This is a genomic window from Candidatus Kosakonia sp. 282A-S69 (assembly GCF_029433855.1).
Taxonomy (GTDB): Bacteria; Pseudomonadota; Gammaproteobacteria; order Enterobacterales; family Enterobacteriaceae; genus Kosakonia; species Kosakonia cowanii_A.
Genome location: NZ_JAROAU010000003.1, coordinates 2,224,117 through 2,245,319 on the forward strand (window position 1 = coordinate 2,224,117; position 21,203 = coordinate 2,245,319).

At 52.5% G+C, this 21,203-nt stretch carries 22 protein-coding genes; 5 read left to right on the plus strand and 17 right to left on the minus strand.

What is annotated here, in order from left to right:
* From PU683_RS16290 to PU683_RS16300, 3 genes are all read right to left on the minus strand, one after another.
* A complete protein-coding gene (locus tag PU683_RS16290) occupies positions 1-987 on the minus strand; it encodes an ABC transporter permease (protein WP_277173278.1) in 987 nt (328 codons plus the stop codon).
* A complete protein-coding gene (locus tag PU683_RS16295; RefSeq protein WP_277173280.1) occupies positions 980-2,479 on the minus strand; it encodes a sugar ABC transporter ATP-binding protein in 1,500 nt (499 codons plus the stop codon). Before PU683_RS16295 ends, PU683_RS16290 begins: the two co-directional genes overlap by 8 nt.
* A gap of 107 nt (positions 2,480-2,586) precedes the next feature.
* Positions 2,587-3,570, minus strand: a complete 984-nt coding sequence (locus PU683_RS16300) for an autoinducer 2 ABC transporter substrate-binding protein (RefSeq protein WP_277173282.1) — start codon at positions 3,568-3,570, stop codon at positions 2,587-2,589.
* A gap of 413 nt (positions 3,571-3,983) precedes the next feature.
* Here PU683_RS16300 and PU683_RS16305 point away from each other — a divergent pair, with 413 nt between their 5' ends.
* The gene (locus PU683_RS16305) at positions 3,984-4,379 is read left to right on the plus strand and encodes a lysozyme inhibitor LprI family protein (RefSeq protein ID WP_277173284.1); all 396 of its coding nucleotides are present in this window, start codon (positions 3,984-3,986) and stop codon (positions 4,377-4,379) included.
* Here the strand turns inward: PU683_RS16305 and rutR are convergent.
* Together rutR and PU683_RS16315 are read right to left on the minus strand one after the other, a co-directional pair.
* Positions 4,376-5,035 (minus strand): HTH-type transcriptional regulator RutR, encoded by a 660-nt coding sequence (gene rutR, locus PU683_RS16310; RefSeq protein WP_431190947.1) that lies wholly within the window; start codon positions 5,033-5,035, stop codon positions 4,376-4,378. The two genes, PU683_RS16305 and rutR, sit on opposite strands and share 4 nt — an antisense overlap.
* A gap of 149 nt (positions 5,036-5,184) precedes the next feature.
* Complete coding sequence (locus PU683_RS16315; RefSeq protein WP_187802049.1) at positions 5,185-5,370, minus strand: con-10 family general stress protein; 186 nt, start codon at positions 5,368-5,370, stop codon at positions 5,185-5,187.
* A gap of 399 nt (positions 5,371-5,769) precedes the next feature.
* Between PU683_RS16315 and wrbA the strand changes: the two genes are divergently transcribed.
* On the plus strand, positions 5,770-6,366 hold the full coding sequence (gene wrbA, locus PU683_RS16320) for an NAD(P)H:quinone oxidoreductase (RefSeq protein ID WP_277173289.1): 597 nt from the start codon (positions 5,770-5,772) through the stop codon (positions 6,364-6,366).
* Between the two features lie 18 nt (positions 6,367-6,384).
* Positions 6,385-6,612 (plus strand): YccJ family protein, encoded by a 228-nt coding sequence (locus PU683_RS16325; protein WP_023481800.1) that lies wholly within the window; start codon positions 6,385-6,387, stop codon positions 6,610-6,612.
* Positions 6,613-6,653: 41 nt separating this feature from the next.
* On the opposite strand, the gene agp is transcribed toward PU683_RS16325, so the two are convergent.
* Together agp and PU683_RS16335 are read right to left on the minus strand one after the other, a co-directional pair.
* A complete protein-coding gene (gene agp, locus PU683_RS16330; protein ID WP_277173291.1) occupies positions 6,654-7,898 on the minus strand; it encodes a bifunctional glucose-1-phosphatase/inositol phosphatase in 1,245 nt (414 codons plus the stop codon).
* Positions 7,899-8,042: 144 nt separating this feature from the next.
* Positions 8,043-8,759 carry an SDR family oxidoreductase gene (locus PU683_RS16335; protein ID WP_277173293.1) on the minus strand — a complete coding sequence of 239 codons (717 nt, stop codon included), beginning with the start codon at positions 8,757-8,759 and terminating at the stop codon, positions 8,043-8,045.
* 162 nt (positions 8,760-8,921) lie between these two features.
* Between PU683_RS16335 and PU683_RS16340 the strand changes: the two genes are divergently transcribed.
* Positions 8,922-9,815, plus strand: coding sequence for an AraC family transcriptional regulator (locus tag PU683_RS16340; RefSeq protein ID WP_277173295.1), 894 nt, complete (start codon positions 8,922-8,924; stop codon positions 9,813-9,815).
* Position 9,816: 1 nt separating this feature from the next.
* On the opposite strand, the gene PU683_RS16345 is transcribed toward PU683_RS16340, so the two are convergent.
* Entirely contained in the window at positions 9,817-11,199 is a 1,383-nt protein-coding gene (locus PU683_RS16345) for a diguanylate cyclase (RefSeq protein WP_277174315.1), read from the minus strand.
* A 367-nt stretch (positions 11,200-11,566) separates the two neighbouring features.
* On the opposite strand from PU683_RS16345, the gene PU683_RS16350 reads away from it, so the two are divergent.
* Positions 11,567-12,151 (plus strand): helix-turn-helix transcriptional regulator, encoded by a 585-nt coding sequence (locus PU683_RS16350; protein WP_277173297.1) that lies wholly within the window; start codon positions 11,567-11,569, stop codon positions 12,149-12,151.
* Positions 12,152-12,208: 57 nt separating this feature from the next.
* Here PU683_RS16350 and PU683_RS16355 read toward each other — a convergent pair whose 3' ends face one another.
* Genes PU683_RS16355 through PU683_RS16395 form a run of 9 tightly spaced genes read right to left on the minus strand, consistent with a single transcriptional unit; the run spans position 12,209 to position 21,200 of the window.
* On the minus strand, positions 12,209-13,210 hold the full coding sequence (locus tag PU683_RS16355) for a hypothetical protein (protein WP_277173299.1): 1,002 nt from the start codon (positions 13,208-13,210) through the stop codon (positions 12,209-12,211).
* A 10-nt stretch (positions 13,211-13,220) separates the two neighbouring features.
* Positions 13,221-14,153 (minus strand): ACP S-malonyltransferase, encoded by a 933-nt coding sequence (locus PU683_RS16360; RefSeq protein ID WP_277173301.1) that lies wholly within the window; start codon positions 14,151-14,153, stop codon positions 13,221-13,223.
* An 11-nt stretch (positions 14,154-14,164) separates the two neighbouring features.
* The gene (locus PU683_RS16365; protein ID WP_277173303.1) at positions 14,165-15,553 is read right to left on the minus strand and encodes a hypothetical protein; all 1,389 of its coding nucleotides are present in this window, start codon (positions 15,551-15,553) and stop codon (positions 14,165-14,167) included.
* Entirely contained in the window at positions 15,550-16,317 is a 768-nt protein-coding gene (locus PU683_RS16370) for an outer membrane lipoprotein-sorting protein (RefSeq protein ID WP_277173305.1), read from the minus strand. Before PU683_RS16370 ends, PU683_RS16365 begins: the two co-directional genes overlap by 4 nt.
* 13 nt (positions 16,318-16,330) lie before the next feature.
* Positions 16,331-17,629, minus strand: coding sequence for an ABC transporter permease (locus tag PU683_RS16375; RefSeq protein ID WP_277174316.1), 1,299 nt, complete (start codon positions 17,627-17,629; stop codon positions 16,331-16,333).
* An 11-nt stretch (positions 17,630-17,640) separates the two neighbouring features.
* Positions 17,641-18,240 (minus strand): hypothetical protein, encoded by a 600-nt coding sequence (locus PU683_RS16380; RefSeq protein WP_277174317.1) that lies wholly within the window; start codon positions 18,238-18,240, stop codon positions 17,641-17,643.
* Between the two features lie 40 nt (positions 18,241-18,280).
* Positions 18,281-18,988, minus strand: a complete 708-nt coding sequence (locus tag PU683_RS16385; RefSeq protein WP_277173308.1) for an ABC transporter ATP-binding protein — start codon at positions 18,986-18,988, stop codon at positions 18,281-18,283.
* On the minus strand, positions 18,985-19,977 hold the full coding sequence (locus PU683_RS16390; RefSeq protein ID WP_277173310.1) for an ATP-binding protein: 993 nt from the start codon (positions 19,975-19,977) through the stop codon (positions 18,985-18,987). Before PU683_RS16390 ends, PU683_RS16385 begins: the two co-directional genes overlap by 4 nt.
* On the minus strand, positions 19,974-21,200 hold the full coding sequence (locus tag PU683_RS16395; protein ID WP_277173312.1) for a beta-ketoacyl synthase N-terminal-like domain-containing protein: 1,227 nt from the start codon (positions 21,198-21,200) through the stop codon (positions 19,974-19,976). Before PU683_RS16395 ends, PU683_RS16390 begins: the two co-directional genes overlap by 4 nt.
* Positions 21,201-21,203: the final 3 nt, after the last annotated feature.

Genomic DNA, 21,203 nt, shown 5'->3' on the forward strand with positions numbered 1-21,203 from the left:
TTATAGCTCCCTTGCGAGTTTGCGTTTTTCGTGCCACGCGGTCGCGCTGATACTCACCAGAATGATCGCGCCGCTAAAGACCGTGTGCCAGTAAGAGGAGACGCCAAGCAGCGTGAGGCCGTTTTGCAGGAAGGCGAGCAGAATAACGCCCAGCAGCGTACCGATTAAGGTGCCGCGTCCGCCGGACATACTGGTTCCGCCCAGCACCACCGCTGCCAGCACCGTCAACTCATAACCGAAGAGCGAATTGGGTGCCACCGATTGAGTGATCTGTGCCTGCACCACCGCCGCAACGCCCGCCAGAATGCCCATATAGCCGTAGACATAGAAGTGCAGTTTCAGCAGGTTTAACCCGAGACGTGACGCCGCATCGCGATTGCCGCCCATGGCGTAGATTTGCCGTCCCAGGCGGGTGTAGTTCATCAGCACGGCGGTAAAAATGATCGTCGCGCCAAGGCAGATCAGCGGCAGGGTCAGGCCGTAGTCATAGCCATCCGCGCCGGTAAAGGTGAACCAGCTGACGCCGTTCATAAACCAGTCCGGGAAGCCATACAGCCAGGTGCCTTTGGTGGCGTAGACCAGCAGGCCATAAAAGAGGTTCAGGGTGGCAATGGTGATAATGATGGCCGGTACGCGCAGCCAGTAGACGAGGAAGCCGTTGATCAAGCCGAGCAGCAAACCCACCGCCATCGCTAATGCCAGCGCGAGCAGAAAGTTGCCGCCGTGGGCAATGACCCAACTGGCCATCGCGTATTGCGCAATCGCCGTCATCGCCGGAAAGGAGATGTCGATGCCGCCGGAGATCAGCACCACAAACAGCCCGCAGGCCAGAATGCCGAGGATCGCATAACTGGTGGCGACATCCGTTAAATTGCCGAGGGTGAAAAACTCATCGGTACGGATCGTCAGGCCGACCGCCAGCGCAACCACCAGCACGCCAAGCCAGAACTCATGTTGCCCGATCAAGCGGGCGAGCGAGTTACGCATTGACCACCTCCGCGATCTCCTCTTCGCTACAGCGGTGCGGATTAAACTCCGCCACCAGTTCCCCCCGGCGCATCACCAGCACGCGGTGGCTGTTGTAATAGGCTTCCGGGATCTCATCACAAATCATCAATACCGCCATCCCCTGCTCCGCCAGCTGGCGGGCGATCTGGTAGATGCCCTCTTTGTTGGCGATATCAACGCCAACGGTCGGCGAATCAAGGATCAGGATGCGCGGCTGCGTGGCAACCCATTTTGCGATAGCAATTCGCTGGGCATTGCCGCCGGAGAGGGTTTTCACCGGCAGCTGCGGATCGGAGACTTTGATATTGAGGTTACTGATTAGGTCATTGACCAGTTGCCCTGCTTTGGCGTGATCGAGCAAGCCGCTGCGGGTATGGAGCTTGTCGAAAACGGTGACAATGGTGTTGTCATAGATCGACTGCTCCATAATCAACCCCTGGGTTAAGCGATCTTCCGAGACATAGCCGATGCCATGGCGGATGGCATCATGGTTATTACGCAGTTTTACCGGCTTATCATTGATGCGGATTTCGCCATCTTCCGGCCTGGTCATACCAAACAGGCTCATGCAGAGTTCGGTGCGCCCGGAGCCCAGCAGCCCGACAATTGAGACGATTTCGCCGCTGCGCAGTGAAAGATTGATATCGCGGAACTTGCCCTTGCGGCTTAAGTGGCGCAGCTCCAGCATCGGCGGCTGGTCGACCGGCGGTTTTTCCGGCAGCGGACTGTAATGAAAACGCTGCCCGGTCATCAGATACGCCAGTTCGTGGCTATCGAGCTCGCTGGCCGGCCAGGTGCCAACTAGCTTGCCGTCGCGCATCACGCTGATGCGATCCGCCACTTCCATCACCTCATCGAGGCGGTGGCTGACAAACACCACGCAGATACCGGCGGCTTTTAGTTCATTGACCACGCGTAGTAACCCATTCACCTCCTGACGGGTTAATGACGCGGTCGGCTCATCCATAATCACCAGTCGGGCTTCGGCGGCAATCGCGCGGCAGATCGCCACCAGCTGGCGGTCGGCGATAGAGAGTTTTTCGACCTTTTTATCGGGGTCGAGGCGCACGCCAATGCGCGCCATCGCCGCCAGCGCCTGTTTGCGCATCGCGCCGCGGCGTACCCAGATGTCGCCGCCGGGCAGATAGCGATGGAGGGCGATATTTTCCGCCACGCTGAAATTGGGGAACAGAGAGAGATCCTGGTAGATCACCTGAATGCCGTAATGGGCGGAGAGCTGTGGCGTCAACTGGTGAAAAAGCTTGCCATCAAGCTCAATGCTGCCGCCCTTTTCCGGGTGATAGACGCCGGAAATCACTTTAATGATGGTGCTTTTTCCGCAGCCGTTTTGCCCTGCCAGGCAGTGAACTTCGCCTTTTTTGAGGGTTAAATTCACCCTATCCAGCGCCAGCACGCCCGGGAATTGCTTGCTGATATTCTCAAGGGTGATAAATGCGGTGGGGTCGGTCATCGACAATACCTCTGCCAGCGCCCATGAAGGACGCGAGGATGAAATCTGCGGCGGAAGAGCCGGCCTGAAAGGCCGGCGTTCCGGTTCCCTGGTGTGGCCTGAAAGGCTCAGAAACCGAGTGTTTTAGCGTTTTCTTTTGTTACTTCGAGGATCTTATTAAAACGGATCACTTTCTTATTCATATCCACATCGGCTTTACCCAGCCCCTCGATGGAGAGGTCGGATGTCACTTCTTTTCCTTGCAGTAGCTGGTCGGCGACGGTCACCAGTGCGTAACCGGCATCACGCGGATCCCACAGCAGTGCTTTTTTGATGTCGCCACGCATCAGATAAGGTGCAGCCTGCGCCGGCATCGCGATGCCAACAACTGCCAGTTTATCTTTCGCGCGTTTCTTCTGAACGGCCTGCCCTGCACCAATCGGCCCAAGCGATCCGAAACCAATCACCCCTTTCAGATCCGGGTAGGTTTTCATCAGGTCAAGGGTCGTGGCATAGGATTTATCAATGCTCTCTGCCACCGGCAAACGCGAGGTGACTTCAAACATATCCGGGTACTTCTCTTTCTGGTATTTGATGGCGTAATCAGCCCAGGCGTTGTGCAGCGGCACGGTCAGCGAACCGACGTAAATGGCATAACCGCCCTTACCGCCCATATCTTTTGCCAGTTCATCGACGTTGGCCTGCGCATATTTTTCACTGTCGATCGTTTCGATGTCCCACTGCCCGATCTGCTGGTCCGGGGATTCATGAGTCAGCACCACAATGCCTTTGTCGCGCGCTTTTTTCAGCACCGGCTCCAGCACCTTCGCGTCGTTTGGCACCACGATGATGGCATTAACGTTTTTCGCGATCAGATCTTCGATCACTTTCACCTGCTGCGCCGGATCGGGGGTGGATGGCCCGGTCTGGTAAGCGTTGACGTCCAGTTTCTTTGCCGCTTCGTTAACACCGGTTTCCATGCGGTTGAACCACGGGATCCCGGTCACTTTAGCCACAACGGCGATCTCATACTTCTCGGCGGCGAAAGCCTGACCGGAAAGCATGCTGACTGAAATCATCGCTGCGCTAATCAGGGCGAGTTTGAATTTCATGGTTGTACCTTTCTTAAGGACAGAGGAAAGTCGCGGAAGAGAGATTAACAATGAAGGGAAGAGGTAAAACAGCGAAAATGCTATAAATGTGATATACGCCCATAAATGTTAATTTAATAATAATTAATAGTTAAATTAGAGTTAAAAGAAGAAATATCTTGCCCTGATTACGCATGCTACATGTTAAAAAATGGAATTTAATTAACCACTCATTAACAAATAATTAACTTAAATTCCTTTGCGATGGTTTTTTAGCCATACTTTGGGCTCTTCTCATCAGCAAAAAAATACCAATTTTGTGAGCTGAAACAAACAGCGCAACCCATCAGCCATGCCGATGGATGCGGAAGTGACATTTTTTAGGGGCTATGTTAATAAACTCGCTAATTGAATGTGTTCAGGAAGGGAAAAGAATGAAACGATGCTTGCTGATACTGAGCGCGCTACTGCTCAGCCAACCGTTATATGCCGATGAGTGCGATAACGCCACAACACAGACGGGACTCAATATGTGTACCGCTGAGCAATATGAAGCCGCAGACAAAAAGCTCAACCACACCTATCAGGAGGCGCTGAAGCGTTCGTCGCCACAGCAGGCTGAAATGCTGAAAAAAGCGCAGAAAAGCTGGATAGCCGTACGCGACAATGACTGCGCGTTTGTGGGCTCCGGCAACGAGGGCGGCAGCGGTCAACCGATGGTATTGAACCAGTGCCTGGCGGATAAAACCAGTGAACGCGAAGCGTGGCTCGCCTCGCTGTTGCAGTGTGAAGAGGGCGATATGAGCTGCCCGCTGCCACCCGCCAATTAACGGACGCGGATGCCTTCAATAATCATGTGCTGAACATTGTCGACGGTGCGCTGAAAAAAAGCTTCATCCTGCAGGGTCGCGCCGGTGACTGCCTCCACCTGGGTGGCGAAATCAGCATAGTGCTGCGTGGCGGCCCAAATCATAAAGATCAGATGGTATGGATCGACGGCGACGAGCTTGCCGCTGGCGATCCAGCCCGCAATGATGGCGGACTTCTCCTCCACCAGCGTTTTCAAATCGCCGGTCAGCTCCGCTTTCAGCAGCGGCGCGCCCTGCAACATCTCATGGCAGAAGAGGCGCGAAGCCTGTGGATGATCGCGCGACACTTCCAGCTTCAGACGAATGTACTCTTTGATTGCCGCGAGCGGCTGTAAATCGGAACGAAACGCTCTGAGCGGGGCCAGCCACACATCCAGCAGTTGACGCAGCACGGCAATGTAGAGCGCCTCTTTTGAGGGGAAATAGTAGAGGAGATTGGTTTTGGAGACGCCAGCCTGTTCAGCCACCTGCTCCACGCGCGCGCCGTGAAAGCCGAGACGGGAGAAGATCTCCAGCGCCGCGCTGAGAATTGCCTGTCGTTTCTCGCTAACTGCCCGCGTACGTTTACCCATTTCCTTTGCCATACCGTTTCTCCGACCCAAACCCGGCAGCAGCATAGCAAAGGTCGCCGTCTGGCTCGACCCTCTCTGTATCTTTAATCCGGCGGGAAATGGAGTATGCCACTGGTGATGAGAGCAAAAAAAACCGCCGGGTCTCCCCGGCGGCGGGCATCTTCGGCAACCGCAAAGGTTACCGACAAGTCGCGTTAGCTGTTGCTGTTATTGCTCCGGCTACCGTGACTGTTTTTGCCCCCTTTTTTACCTGCTTCTGAGGCGCGCTGAGGATCGTTTTTGAAGTTCCCCCCGCTCTGCTGGCCACCTTTGCGGCCTGCTGCCGATGCTCTTTCACGGTCCTCAGCGAAGTTACCTGAACCACCACGATGATTTGCCATCTCTCACCTCCGATCGGTGTAAGTGAAATATCAGACATCTTTCTGCATTCAGTAAAAGAGGATTCTTTCACCTCACGACGCTAAAGCTCACCCTTTAACTGCGCCGCGTGGAAATAAGCTTAGTGGAACGCGGTTCGTCGGCGAGCGCCTATTAACATTTTGCAACAGCTTCACAGCCGGACGGCAGAAAGGACTTAAGCGAAACTCATAAGCAGCTCTTATGTATCAGGAAATCGCAGCGGGAAAAGTGTGTCAAAACGTAACCACACACTCATTTGGGGAAATAGTCTTAATTATTCGTATCAGTACGTGTCGATTTGCACTCTCACCATCACGTCATACCCTTAATAGGGGACGCAGCGTATCGCTGCGCGATGAATTTGTCAGGAGGAGAAGCCAATGGCTAAAGTGCTGGTGCTCTATTACTCCATGTATGGACATGTTGAAACCATGGCGCACGCCGTCGCGGAAGGCGCGCAGAAGGTGGATGGCGCAGAGGTGGTGGTGAAGCGTGTACCGGAAACCATGCCTGAAGAGCTGTTTTTGAAATCGGGCGGTAAGACGCAAAGTGCGCCCGTCGCCACTCCGCAGGAGCTGGCGGAGTATGACGCAATTATTGTCGGCACCCCCACCCGCTTTGGCAACATGAGCGGGCAGATGCGTACCTTCTTGGACCAGACCGGCGGGCTGTGGGCCTCCGGCGCACTGTACGGCAAACTGGCCAGCGTCTTTAGCTCTACCGGTACCGGCGGTGGCCAGGAGCATACAATTTCCTCAACATGGACTACCCTTGCTCATCATGGGATGGTGATTGTTCCCATCGGCTACGCCGCGAAAGAGCTGTTTGATATTTCGCATGTTCGCGGCGGTACGCCTTATGGCGCGACCACGATTGCCGGTGGCGATGGTTCGCGTCAACCAGGCGACGACGAGCTGGCCATCGCCCGTTATCAGGGCGAGTATGTTGCCGGCCTGGCAGTCAAACTGAACGGCTAACTTTAACAGGAGGCGCTTATGCCAACTCAGGAAGCAAAAGCTCATCGCGTGGGTGAATGGGCCAGTCTGCGTAATACATCACCAGAAATCGCCGAGGCGATCTTCGAACTGGCTGATTACGACGAGGTTCTCGCCGAGAAGATTTGGGAAGAAGGCAGCGATGAAGTGTTGATGCGCGCCTTTGAAAAGACAGATAAAGACTCCCTCTTCTGGGGTGAACAGACCATAGAGCGCCAGAACGTCTAGCGCTTTCGCTCCCCCCTCTTCGTGGGGGAGCATCTCTGCTTTTACTGCGCAACCTTGCGCATCACTTCACTGAATTTCTCCATCGGACAGAAACCATTACTGTCAGTCGGACAGCCGGTTAGCTCCAGCGTGTAACGCTGTAGTGGCGTGTCAAACCCCATTTTTGCCACGTTGCGCATCTGCTCGGCGGTGAAGTAGAGATACTCCATCTTCATCAGATCGCGGTTACTCTTCCCGTCATGCCAGCGCTGAAACACCACTTTGCCGCTAATGGGCGTCTGCTCGAACTGCCCAGGAAGCTGCCACGGTTTGGCATCCAACGCCGCGAGCAGCGAGGCAATATTGGAGTCATGACCGACAAGCAGCGTCACTTTCGGCGCAGCGCCGGGCTTCTCCACCAGCTGTTGGTCAAGGTAGTTAAGCAGCGGTTTTGCCACATTGCGCGCCACCTCTGGCGTGGTAAAGAGGATCGCCTGATAGCTGTTCTTCAGCTTCTCCAGCAGTTGCCACTGCTTGTCACTTTTGATCCCGCCAAAGGCAACTTCATTCAGCGGGAAGCCTTCGTAATATTGCAAGGTAAACGCATCCACCAGCGCGTTTGCCGTTTTTAACGGCCCGCTGACCGAGGGCTCAAGCCGATAATCGGCGCGGAAGGTATCCTTTTCATCACTGAGGCTGCAGGGCCGATCGCTTTTCGCTTTGCAAGCCGGCGAGGCAGGATAATCAACAATCTGCTCCAGCAATTTATAGCTTTCACTCAGATCGACATGCTGGCGGCTGTTCTCCATGGCCGCTACCGCTCTCTGGCGAAAGTCGTCGCTATCTTCGGTGATAACCGGGTTAAACAGCGGGTCCATTTCCCCCATTTTGCGCTGATGGAAGATCGGCACATCGCAGGCAATAAAGGTGTTAGTGACGAAAAACTGCGCAGTGTCATGGGTGCGCGGCAGACTGTTTGCCCAGGCGAAAAACTGTTGCTTTGTCGGACACTGTTCGGTCGAGAGCACTTTTTCGTGGGTCATCCACTTACGCATCTGGTGGGCAAAAAAGATCTCCACCAGCGCACCACGATCCGTCAGCTCCCCACCCGCCACTTTCCAGGTTGGCCACGGCCTGGCGGTGGCCTGCGCCAGTGCGCTGCCGTTGTTTGCCAGCGGTGCGCGGATACCGTGGCGGCTGACAATCACCAGCTGTTGCAGGCTGTAGCCCTCTGGTGTCGTTTGCGCCTTCGCCGTGGGGAGTGCCAGCACCGTGGCGATCGCGCCTGACCAGAATAAACGTTTCATCCTTTGTCCTTGTATCTCAACCCAATGGAGCAAGTGTGACACAACCGCGCAGCGAGTGGACGCAGCTCACCCCGTTTTAATCACATCAGCCGCCCTGGATCACAAAAAAGGAGCCGCGAGCGGCTCCTTGCAACGAGGTAACTCTCAGTATGGGCTCTGTGTATGTCGAACAATGATCTCGCTGACATCAACGCTGTCCGGCTGCTCAATGGACCACGCGATGGCGTCCGCAATCGCTTCTGCGGGCAACGCGATGCGGCGAAAGCCCGCCATCGACTCCTTCGCACTGGGATCGGTAATGTGATCGGCCAGTTCAGAGGCGACCACGCCCGGGCTTACTACCGTGACGCGAATGCAGTCGCTCTCCTGGCGCAGCCCGTCGGAAATCGCCCGGACAGCAAACTTGCTGGCACAATAAACGGCAGAGAGCGGAAAGACTGTATGCGCACCAATAGAGGCAACGTTGATGATCTGCCCTGCTTTTTGCTGCTGCATGGTGGGCAGTACCGCCGCAATCCCGTTCAACACGCCGTGAACGTTGACGTCGATAGTCTGACGCCACTCCTCCGTTTTCAACGCTGCCAGCGGTGAGAGCGGCATTACGCCGGCATTATTGATCAGGACATCGATGCGGCCATGCTGCTGCAGCGCAAATTGCGCCATCTGCGACAGATCCTCCGCCTGAGTTACGTCGATGGGCAGACAGTCGATATTACCCAACTCATCACGCAGCGCCTGCAAACGCTCAATACGCCGTGCGCCAATCACCAGATGATGGCCGGCCTGCACCAGACGACGTGCGGTAGCTTCACCGATCCCACTGCTTGCGCCAGTGAGCAGAATAATTTTGCGCTTACTCATCTCTCTTCTCCCCTATTAAGTGACGTAAACAGGTTAACCAGCGCGCGCCACGCAAAACAGGCGCATTCTTCTCCCATGATTGCCCGTTTCTCTTCCCATTGTTCACTTGTTACACGTGATTCGGCAGAATGATTGCTTAAATATCAACACTGCTGAGGGGCAATGATGGAAGAGATGGTGACGCTGCTGCAGGCGCTGGCACCCCATGAGGGCTGTACGCGCTCGGCGCTGGAAAGCGTCTGCTTTATGCGCTCTGATCGCCCACTGGCGCGCACGCCGGTTGTTTATAAACCCTCTATCGTCATTGTCTGCCAGGGGCAGAAGCGAGGGTATCTGGCGAATCGCGTTTATCACTACGATAAACAGCACTTTCTGGTGTTATCAGTGCCGCTCCCCTTCTCGACGGAGACGGACGCCAGCCCTGAGAAGCCACTACTGGCACTGACGGTGGATCTCGATATGACGGTGCTTTCTGAGCTGGTGCTGGCGCTTGATCTGCCACCCGGTCGCGCCGGGGCAGCGCCGGAGGGGATTATGTCCACGCTACTCGAATCAGATCTTGCCGATACGGCAGTGCGGTTGCTGAAAGCGCTCTTGTCAAAACAGGAGGCGCAGATTCTCGGGCCGCAGCTTGTGCGGGAGCTCTATTACCGGGTGCTGGTGGGTAAGCGCGGCGATGCGCTGCGTGCGACGCTGGTTAATCAGGGTCAATTTGCGGCGATTGCGAAAGTGCTGCAGCGTATCCATACGCACTTTACCGAGCCACTGCATATTCCGACGCTGGCGAAGGATGCGGGTCTGAGCGTGCCTGCGTTTCATAAGCACTTCAAATCCGTTACCAGCACCTCGCCACTGCAGTACATCAAGTCTGTGCGGCTTAATCAGGCACGCTTATTGATGATCCGTGATAATGCAACCGCTGCGGGGGCGGCCTTTCGCGTCGGCTATGAGAGCCCTTCGCAGTTTAACCGGGAGTTTCGCCGCCAGTTTGGCCGCAGCCCGCGGGAAGAGGCGAATGAGATGAGAGCCTCCTTTGCGCTCTTTCCTCCGGTCTGATTTACTCTGCGGCTTGCCAGATATGGACACAGTTGCGGCCGCGCGCTTTCGCAATATAGAGCGCTTCGTCTGCCCGTTGAATAAAGCGCTCATAGTCGGGATGACCATCAAACATGGCGGCACCGATAGAGAGGGAAATGGGCACAAGCTCCCCCTCAGGCGTTTTAATCATGGTTTTTTCAACGCGGGAGCGAATACGTTCGGCAATGCGATGAGTGTCAAACTCTGTCGCTTCAGTTAACAGGATCACGAATTCATCGCCGCCATAACGAAAGACATAATCACTGCTGCGCACGTTGTCATAGAAAGCATTTGAGACTTTACGCAGGATCTCATCCCCCATGGGATGTCCCCAGGTATCGTTTATTTGTTTAAATTTATCGACGTCAATAATTAATACTGACAGCGGCGTTGAGGCTCTTTGCGCGTGGGAAATTTCGCGCTTGAAAATGGTTGGCATAAATCGACGGTTCAACAGTTTCGTTAATACATCCATGCCCACTTCGTGCCGGGAAACCTCTTCAAAAAGCTCGCGCAGTAACGTGATAATTTGCACCACATTTTTTCTGACGGAAATAAGAAAACTGACGCGCAGTGCGCGGTTGCTTAATGAGCGTGGGGTTGCGCGGGTAGAACGAAACACTTCATCAAGCTCTTGCAGCAGGCGGGAAATATGGCCCACTTCCGCAATCCCACTAAAATAGTGGCGCCCTTTGTGGTTAAACCATAAACCAAAATCGGACTGGCTGATGGTCAGCGTATTGCCTAAATCAGCATCCATGATGATTTTATAAATCAGATCAATCTCCCAACTGAGAAGCGCCGCGGTCTGCCGCTCTTTCTCCTCTTCTGCATTCTCCATCAGCGAGAAGATACGGTAATTTTCATCCTCTTTGGCTGAGTTATGCTCGCTGAAGGAGAAGGCTCGCGACATCACCTCCATGGCCAGATCGATACTGTTGATCGCATGGTGATAGACCTGCAGTTTTTCTTCCGCGGTGAAGTGACTTTCAATAATCACCGGATAGAAAAGTTTCTTAAGGACGCGAAACCCCATCTCGACCAGTTCCACGGAGATACCAATGCGCGCATGCACTTCGGCAACCGTGCGCTGCTGCTGAATCAGGCGCTCGATATCATCCGGTGTGCAGGCTAATACTTCTCTGATCCAGCGCTCCAGCGCGGATTTAAGATGTATTTCAACCTGGGCGTTGGAGAGAAATTCACGGGCATGGGGATCGGTAAGCACGATGCGGTAGAAGGTTTCACTGAGATCGTGGGCGTGGGTATGAGCCACGTCAGCGGTGAGACGGCGAATGTTGTGATCGGTCTTTTCTAATAGAGAGAGCCATTCGCCCTTCATCGATTTAAGATAAGTTTCCATCATTCAGACCCTTACGGTAGTTAACACATCTTACGTTCAGGATGTTGCAAACAAACGTCCATCAACGCGGATCGACAGGGCCAGAATAACAGTGGCACCGCCCACGTATTCCCTCTGTTAGCGTCCGAGCGCTCCTCGCTCACGATTTATAAAAAACATGGCAAAACAGAACCTTAGATTTCATTTTAATCATGTAAGAAGGCAATAGTAGAAACGTACCGAAATAGAGTATAGCCCGTTCAATTGCTATCACAACCTGGAATAATAATTCGGGCTGAGCGATAAGATCTTATTTAAGACTATTTAATTACGGGTTCATGCAGGTGGCAATTTACAATCCGATACACTCTCCCAGGCATTATTCTATATGGCAATTAATCATATGAAGATCTATACAATAAGCGATGATGTATATTTTCAAAACGGAATGATTTCATTGGCTAATGCAAGAGGCTGGAAAATCGAAGCACAACAATTTTACCCGCAATTACTTACTGAACTCACTCTGGATGATGTAGTTATTCTCCATCTCGATAAAAAGAATATGGCTTATGCCAGAGCCATCTCCCCACTTAACAAGGTGTGCAAACTTCTCGTCATTTCCGGCACAACGAGGAATATCCTGATCGACGAGGCTGACATTGTGCTTAAAGCCCAGGATTCATTAAATGAGATAAGTCACGCCATTAAAAAACTTGCCAAGCTCAGGAAAGAGGCTGCGCATAAAGAGAATATTCTCAGCGATATTGAAAGAATTGTGTTGAATGAATCTCTGAAGGGAAAAAACATTCATCTTATTGCCAAGCTACTCTCAATTTCACCAAAGCGGGTCTATGCCTACCGAAATAAAGCGTGCAAAAAGATGGGTGGAAAAAAGTTCAGCGATCTTCTGCTGATAAAAGATAATTTGCTCGAGCATGCTCACCTTCCCTCCCCGACGCTTTCTCCTTAGCCAGTCTCACCCGATGATCTCCGTCTGCAGTGTGTAACCGCTGCAGACGGAGACGCGCTACCAGAGCTGCGACTGCTTGTTGATCTCCTCCCAGCGAAAACACATATCACACGCCATCAGAAAATCGTTGTGCCACAGCCTGAATATCTGCATAAAGCTAAACGCGAGGCACGGCAACAGACACAGCAGAAAATAGGCTTCAAAGAGGATAGCCCGGCCGGATAAATCGAGTAATAAGCTGGTCAGTGCGATCCACAGTACTTCAATCACCAGTAAGCTACAAATCTGCAGCCAGAAAGGCGTACTCCTGAAGAGGAGCGAAGGGAGCGGGCTGGCGAAGTAGAAGTCAATTTCGCGCATAAAGAGGCGTCCCAGAAATATATAGCGCCTCGACAGGCGTACAAAGAGTAGATTCATCGCCAGCACAATCGCGCAGAGCACAAGCATTGCGACCATTAGCGGCGCAAAGAACAGCCCATTCTCAAGGGAGAATGCAGGCTGATGCTTTAGCGGCACGATGGTGAGCAGGCTTACGCAGAGGCTAATCAACAGGTACCGGGCAACATACCGATGAAGATGCTTAAACTTTAGCGTTTCATTCGCCCCTTGCCCGATCAGCTTGATGTAACTGCTTCTGATAAAACGAAATACAACATAGAGAAAGAGCGGCGACAGCGCAGCCAGCAGCGGCAGCACCTGCTCTGGCGTGAAGAACAGAAACGCCGCCTGCGTGACCAGCCAAAAGAGGGTACCGCACAGCAGGCTGGCGATAGCAGGTCGCGATATGACCCGCTCTATCCGACTCGCTTTTTTGCCAATGAAGTAAGAGAGATCGATATTTTTAACCACGCATTTATATGCCCAGTAGGCTTTTAGCTCCCAGATAAAATTAAACATCACCAGCGTGAGGATCGCGCTGATAATAATGGCATCCTGTGGTGTCAGGCTAAACGCCGCGTTTTTCCAGTATAGCCCCAGCAGCAGGTAGATAATGCCGCAGAGCAGCGGCAGGATTTTTTTGTCCTGGTGGCGGATAAAAGTCATGTAATCAGGTATCACGCAGCAGCCCTCACGCTGACAAAAGGGTTTTACAGTGGCGGGACATTTCGGGCGTAAAACCGATAAAGTCAGTGAGCATCTGTGCAAGATAGGCTTTATTGCTGAACTCAACAAACTGCACATCCGGTTTATGCGTAAGCCACCCATCGATTGATTCACGCCATTTAACCGTGTGGGTCAAATGGCGCGCGAGGTTTTCTTTGATCTGCTCAGGATGGTGCTCCGCCTTACCGGAAACATTCATCACCACCGCATGACGTGGCGGCGTGACCTCCACCCCGGCAAGGTAGTCCCGCATCAAGGCTACCCCCTCCGTCATCAAACGCGTGTGCCACGCGCCACTGACACCAAGTTTGACCGGCTCGCATCCCTTCTCCAGCAACAGACGAGAGAAATCACGCAGCGGCGCGATCGCCCCGCCAATAACCTGCTGCCTGGGACTATTATCACAGCTGATATCGACAAGTAACCCGGCATTGTCGATCAACTCGCGCAGGCGCTGAACGTCAATCCCCTTCACTGCCGCCATCTCACCTTTGTACAGACGGCTAATGTCATGCATGACCTTCGCGCGAAAGTGGATCACCTCAAACAACGTCTCAAGTGAGAGCGCGCCCGCAGCATAAAGGGCGCTATATTCGCCAACGCTGTGTCCGCAGGAACCGGCAATCACACAGGGATCGAATTTTTGCTGGCAGAGGGTATAAAGCGTGACATTAATCGCCGTCACCGCCAGCTGCTGCACCGTAGTCTGAATCAACCGATTCATTGGGCCTTTCAGGCAGAGACGACGCAGATCCATCCCTGATACATCACTGGCGCAATCCCAGATATGTTTGGTCTCCCCGGTGAGATCCCATAAGTCTGCGCCCATGCCAATGGCGGGATTGCCCTGTCCGGCGAACAGTAATACAAGCGGTTTTTCTGTGTTTTTTTTACTCATCTGCCATGTCCTTATAGGAAATAGTTAAGCCCGAGATAAAATCCGACGGTTTTGCCAAAAAAAGCGAATTCCGTATCCTGCTTGCCCAGCCCTGCCCAGCCGCCGGCATAGACATTGAGGCTGTCATCAAAGGCCGCCACTGGGGTCGAAACGTGCAGGCCGAGCAAAGCGCTGTTATCACGCATATTCATCGTGATATAGGGCTGGAGCGTTGCGCCCTGCTTGCTGCGTAAACTGCCATAGGCGCTCAAATAGTGTTTTCCTTGCAGTTGGCCTCTGTTAGCGATATTCCCCATCTCTGCCCCCATCAGATATTTGTAAGCATCAGAGATCTGATCTAATACCGCTGGCTGCGAGGCTCTGTTGAGATAGCGTGAAAATTGCGCCTGCTGTTGCCATTCACTCCCTGAATAACCTTCACTCTGGAAGTAGTATTCAAGCCCCAGCACAGCGAAGTCGCGGGTGGTGTATTGCGCACCTAACGCCACCTCCACCCCAGCGTTGCGATCGGCGCGATAAAGCGAAGAGGGAAATTGATAATCCACGACTTCTGCGGCTCGTTCGGGCGAGAAGTGGCGCCATTGCTGAGCGTTGTGCAACGCCATTTCGCCATTAAAGGTGAGCGCTGGCGTGTAGCTGAAGCTGTCCGAGAGTGCAAGAGAACGGGTGTCACCCAGCAGCAGGCTGAGGGCAGGCGTATGGTTCGCCAGGCGGTAATCGGTGTAACTCAACAGGTAGCGCGCCTGCGCATTACCACGCCGTTTTGCTGACCAGCGGCTGGATGTTTCATAACGCTGGTTAATGGTCGCCAGCTGCGGAGCAACCGTTAATGAGAGGCTATAGTCGCGATGGTTATCAACCAGGCGTGCCCCCCATGAGGATTCGCTATAGCTCGATCGCATGGCAGGATCGTAAAGACGCGTGCTTTTGAAGCCCGCGTAATAGTTATTCATCAGGGCAGCGGGCGATTTGAGAAAAAAGAGGCCAGGTGTTGTCGTTAACTTCCCGGCCTCCAGCCGAAGATGATCAGAAAGGGTGTAGTTGAGTTGCAGCCTGTTGAGCAACAGGCGCGAGCGCTGCTGATCCTCTTCAAAAGAGCCGGACGAATGCCATGCGTAATAAGCAAGGCCAGAAAGGGAGAAATCGATATCCAGACGGTTTTCGATAACCGCACATTTGCTACTGAATTTTATCCCGGCATCCTGAAAAGCATTTGTCGGGGTATAAGAACTTTCCCCGTCGGTTCTCCACGGCGAAGCGGTCCGCTTTATATAAGAGGTTTGCAACATCAGTGCGGTTTCGCTATTTGCGACCACTTCGTCACCTGAGAGACAGGACGCCTGCGAGAAAGAGGCGATCATAGATAATGGAATAAGCAGAGTATTAACGCGACGTCTCACTTGACACCCCGCTGAATAGCTTCCCTGGTAAAGTAAAATTCAGGTAAAGATTCAAGCCTGACATCGCTATATTCCATAACAGTAAATCCTTTGTGGTGGCGTGCATCCTGCACAATGATCTTCATTGGCCGCGCTTCTCCGAGCACGGTCTGGTAATCCTGATAACTCACCTCCTTAAGTAATTTCTCATCCTGCGAATAAAAGGCGGCGGTATAAGGGCGAGATGTCGCCTTCTCAACCAGATAGATAATTTTGGGATAGGTTGCCGCCGCGGTTTTGCGCTCAAGGGAAAGTCGATAACAGATGCTATTTCCACACGCTGTTTCGCCAGTGAGTTGGGCGTTATATGAATAGTCGAAGTTGGTAAAAATGACGTCACTGTTGGCGATCTGTCCGACTAAACGCTGCTCGGGTGAAACAGGCATCGGGCGACGCAGTTCCGGTGAGTAGAACCATAAATCATACCAATCCGAGAGCATGATCTTGCCTTTATCTCTGGCTGGATAGATAAAGCGCACAAGGGATCGCGCATCTGCAGGCTGACCCTTTTCGGGCTTCATAAAGCGCATCGACACATCGAAAATCTGTGTATTGACCGCCTCACCGGCTTTTTCTTTATATTCGCGCACCGTAACCGTATAGCGAAATGGTTGATTGGGTGAGCGTATTTCATCTGCACGGTGAATAATATCCTCCGCCAGCGTCGCATGGCAGACGGCAGGGAGCGTCGCCAGCGCGATAAAAAAGAGAGAGAAAATATTCATAAGCTGTCCTGTTTTATGAAAATTTAAAAGCATCCGCCAGGTTGAGTTTTGCTGCGCGCACTGAGGGACGCAGAGAGGCGAAAGTCGCGGTAATAATCGGTAAGAAAAAGGTAAACCAGACCGTATCTATATTCGTGGTTTTAATAAATGCGGTATAACCCTGCGACTGCCCCGGAGAAGGCGGCATCGCAATGCCTTTAATATTAATCAGCCACGCCAGCGCAAACCCTATCACCAGACTTCCTGCCGCACCGATAATGCCAACAAAGATCCCCTCCAGAATAAATAGCCGCGTGACATGCCATGGTCTGAGCCCGATGGCGCGCAAGGTGGTAATTTCTCGCGTACGCTCAATGATATTCATGGTGAGGGAGTTACCAATCATGAAAATAACGATCACCGCGACAAGAAGTTTGATAAAGAAGTAGATCCCGGAGAGAAGATCTTCAACTTGCTGATAAAACGGTGAGACGTTATGCCACTCTTTTACGATCAGCGGTAAGTCATGCCGGGCAATATATTGTCGAAGTTTTGTCGCAAAGCCTGACACGTTTTCTGTATTAAGCAGTATCAACACTTTACTCACGCCCTCGGTTCCCATCAGGCGCTGCGCTGTCGTTAACGGCATCTTCATTGCCGTATCATCGTAGTCTTTAATGCCGGAAGAGAAGATGCCGCGAACTTTTAAAGAGATTGCCCCCTGACCTCCCTGGGCGTTCACCACCATAATATCGAGCCAGTCGCCATACGCGGCATTGAGGGTTTTTGCCAGCCCGCTTCCTGCGGTCACTTCGTCCGTTTTAACGCGGGATAAATCGCTGCCAACGATCAGCTTGTCGAATGAACCAAGCTTTAATGCCGCTAAGGGCTCGACGCCGAGACCGGAGAAGTAGCTGGTGGTTTCGTTTTCATATTGTGAGGCCACGCCAGTAAACTCAAGCTGGCCTGAAATCGTCACAATATCCGCTGCTAAATCGGGCTGCGCAAGAATGTTTTGTTTTAACGCAGCATAATTCTCGATCAGGCTCTTATTTTTCTTCGAACTCTCAAAATAGGACGGATTATAAATTTGCACATGACCCATATTGGTGCGAATGGTTTGCTCTTTTAAAATCCAGAAGGAGTAGTGAATAAAACCGCCATAAAGAAAAATCGCCACCCCACCAAGCATAATTGCCGCCAATGTGGAGAAAGAGCGCCGTCGATGGCGAAAAATATTGAGTAACGCGAACTGTGCGTCTCTGAATCTGAAAAGCAAAGAGAAAAGAATAAAAAGCAGAATAGCGATCATCGCCAGATTAATAAATAACATGGTGGATTCCTTCACTTCCCTTTTAATAGCGGCATCACTATCTGCGTCATTTCCTGCAGATCCCACTCCGGCGTGGCACCAGGTGCTAAGCGGGTATATTTCTCTGCTTGCGCTCCTGATTGTCTTAATTCACTTAACAGGCGCTGAGCATCGTGCGTCTGGCGGCAATTAATGAGCGCCCGGTAGCGCATATAACGAACAGGGATGAGCATTGCCTCATCAAATAAGCCCGCTGCGTTCAACAAGCGTTCGGTATCATGCAGGGCAATGATGCATCGACCGCTCTCTGCAGGTAAGTAAGCATCAATACGCGCGCGCAGATAGCGTAATCGCAGATTATCGTCGTTTGACTCCACCGCTTCATCGAGAAAGAAAAAACCGGTTTTTGCAGACTCCGCGGCGTGGATAAAATCATTTATCGCAGCATAGTGTTTTGCCTGTTGTAATACGCCGTAGGCGTAAAAAATCAGCGAGGCGACATGGTGTTCACGCCGATATTCACTCCATAACGCAGAAGTAGTTTCCGCCAGTGCCTGCTGCTGTGCTGGAAAACCCTGCTGCATTATTTTCTGCACTTCAGACGTTGGTGCGGCAAATGCCGCATTCACCACCAGCGACAAGCCGATGATAATGGCGTTCAGGCGATAGCGTTTACCGGGCCGAATCATAAGTTAATTCTCCATCCGTGATTTCAATCACCCGCTTTGCCCGATCCTTGAGCTGGGTGGAGTGCGTGGAAACGATAAAGGTGGTTTGCGTTTCCTGATTAATTTTCAATAGCAAATCCATGATCGCTTCGCCGGTCGCTAAATCCAGATTACCCGTTGGTTCATCGGCGACAACGACGCCCGGCTGATGCGCAAGTGCACGGGCAATCGCCACACGTTGCTGCTGGCCGCCGGATAATTGACCGGGTTTTCGCCGCGCAAGTTGCGTGAGGCCGACGCTGTCGAGCGCTTCTAATGCACGCGCTTTCGCCTCTTTTTTATCGCAATAACCGTTAAGAACCAGCGGATAAAAAATATTATCCAGCACATTCAGCACCGGGATCAGGTTAAAAAACTGGAAGATAATGCCGAGATGTTGACCACGAATAGCGGCGAGCTCCTTTTCAGGAAGATCGTTGAGCAGATGATTTAAAAAAATAACCTGCCCCGCACTCGGTTGATCAATCCCGCAGAGAATATTGAGTAGCGTACTTTTACCACTGCCAGAAGGGCCGCACAGCGCGACAAATTCTCCTTTACCAATCTCAAGGTTCACGCCTTTTAAGGCGCTGACCTGGCTTTCACCTGCGCCAAACTGTTTTGAGATATCGCTGAGGATAATGGCAGGCAAAGCTTTCACACTATTTTTCATCCCTCTCCCCTTTCGATGTCGAACCAGCTGTCGAACCAGGCGCTACCACCAAAACTGTCGTTCACGATAGTGCGTATTTTTGTCCCGCAGCCCGCGTGCTGTTGCAGGTATTCCCAGCTCAGGGCGGGTGTTAAACAGCCGCTGGCACCAAAAATGGCGCTGAGATCGAGTGTGTTTGCTGCCTGTTCAGGCAGCCGGAGATTTATCGTCGTGTCGTTCTGCGCAAACAGATCGATATCGCTCGCATTCTCGTAGAGTTCACGCTGACTTTGCGCGCCATCCTGCCAGCTATGGTAATTTCCACAGCGAACGCTTATGCCGCCTGCGCGGCGGCTAAAGATAAAACAGCCCGCCCGCTCAACGCTGAGGTGAATACCGCTTTTCTGCTGCGCCCTTCTCTTCCCGGCCTCGCCCGCTAATGCGGCTTCGGAGAAGACCAGCAGCGGAATCGCACGCCAGGCAGCGCACACCACGACAAAATCAAACGTATTCCAGCAAAGATAATCCTGCGCCAGGCGCATCGCGGCGATGAGAGATAATTTTTCGCCGCGCATTTTGCCACTGACATTTTTAATGGCGAATTTCTTCAGGAGATTTTTCGGCAAGGTATCGATAGTGGAGGTATGCAGTGCGCTGCTTATATTTTCAAAAATGGCGCTCTCGCCCCACGCATCAACATAGAGAAACGCGGTGCGGGATTTTAATAGCAGCATCCGCTCTTTTGCGGCCAGGCCCTGCATTGCTCTTTCCGCAGCCTGCTCAAGCGCCTCGATATAGTGGATATAGTCCGGTTTGCGCACCATTTCTCGCGCATAGACCGCTTTGCTGGTACCGAAGCGTTTAAAACCCCAGCCGCGCTTGGCCGTTGCTTTTAGCGCCTGGTTGTAGAGATGAGACTCCCAGACATTCAACCATCCAGGTGAGTAAATATAGAAATCATCTTCCGGCTCGGTAATCGCAAAGGCGTTGAGAAACATTACATTATTCATCGCGTGGCCTCTTCTTGCGCAAACAGCGAGAGGACAACGCCGATAATTGAACCATCAACGCCGAGACCGGTTTTTAACAGGTGTGATTTTTGATGAGAGACCACCGGCTGATTCACCAATAGCTGATGAGAGAGTTCATCACTTATCTCATCGTTCGCCACCGCCGGGATTAACTCGCCCTGTCGCAACATCTCTGCACCAATAATGAGATCAACGATACCGGAGCCGGTCGCGGTATATCCCAGCATGCCTTTATAGGCCAGCACCGGTACCCTCTGGTCGCCCAGTAGCAATGAAATTGCTTTCGCCTCTGATTTATCGCTGGTTGATGAGCCGTTGCCGTGCGGAATAATGGCGCAGAGTTGATCCAGCGTTACCGCGGCTTCACTCATTACGCTGCGCATCACTTTTACCAGGCTGGTACTAAGCCATGTTTGATCATGGCTTCGCCCGGCACTGGTCTGGGTATAATTTGATTTCAACTGGACATGACATTTTCCCTCCTGACCGCCACGGTATCCGCGGCGCTCCAGCAACATGACCGATAAACCTTCTGCAAATAAGACAGCCTGACTGTTTTTACCAAACGGCTGCACCACCTTGCTTACCAGCATCGACTGATTTTCCAGAAACCAGATATCCTGGGTGTTAATTCTGGAGCAATTAATAACGCAAACCAGATCAAGGCCGCCGCGCTCAATTGCCTGACAGCCCAAATGGATGGCCGTCAAAGCGGAATTACTGGTGCAGTGCAGCGCAGCAGGAAGGTTTTTCAGGTGATACTTCTCTGCCAGTTTAAAAGCCAGATAATCCTGGGACATATTGCGGACATGCAGATGTTTTATCGACTCAGAGAGCGCGACATCTTCAATATCGTTTTTGTCGTAAAAGGACTTATAGTCCATCGCATCGACACGCGGCCCAAGGCCGGTCAAATAGACTCGGGCATTGTCCCCCGCCAACGCGGCGGGGGACAATGCGGCCTGTGCCAATGCCTCTTCAACTAAGCGGCAGATGAGGTCAAGATCGCTCTCTTTCGTCGTATTAAGCCGGGCCACGCTGACATTACGCTTAAACCCGCATTTGATTGCTTCCTCTTCACTGGCAAACCAGTGCGCGGTATTGACGCGCATGCCCTGGCGCAAATTATCCATCAGCTGCGCAGGATGAGTGGCATAAGGTAGTGCAAGGCTGTAGCCGGAGATCAGGGCTGCATTTTCCACGGC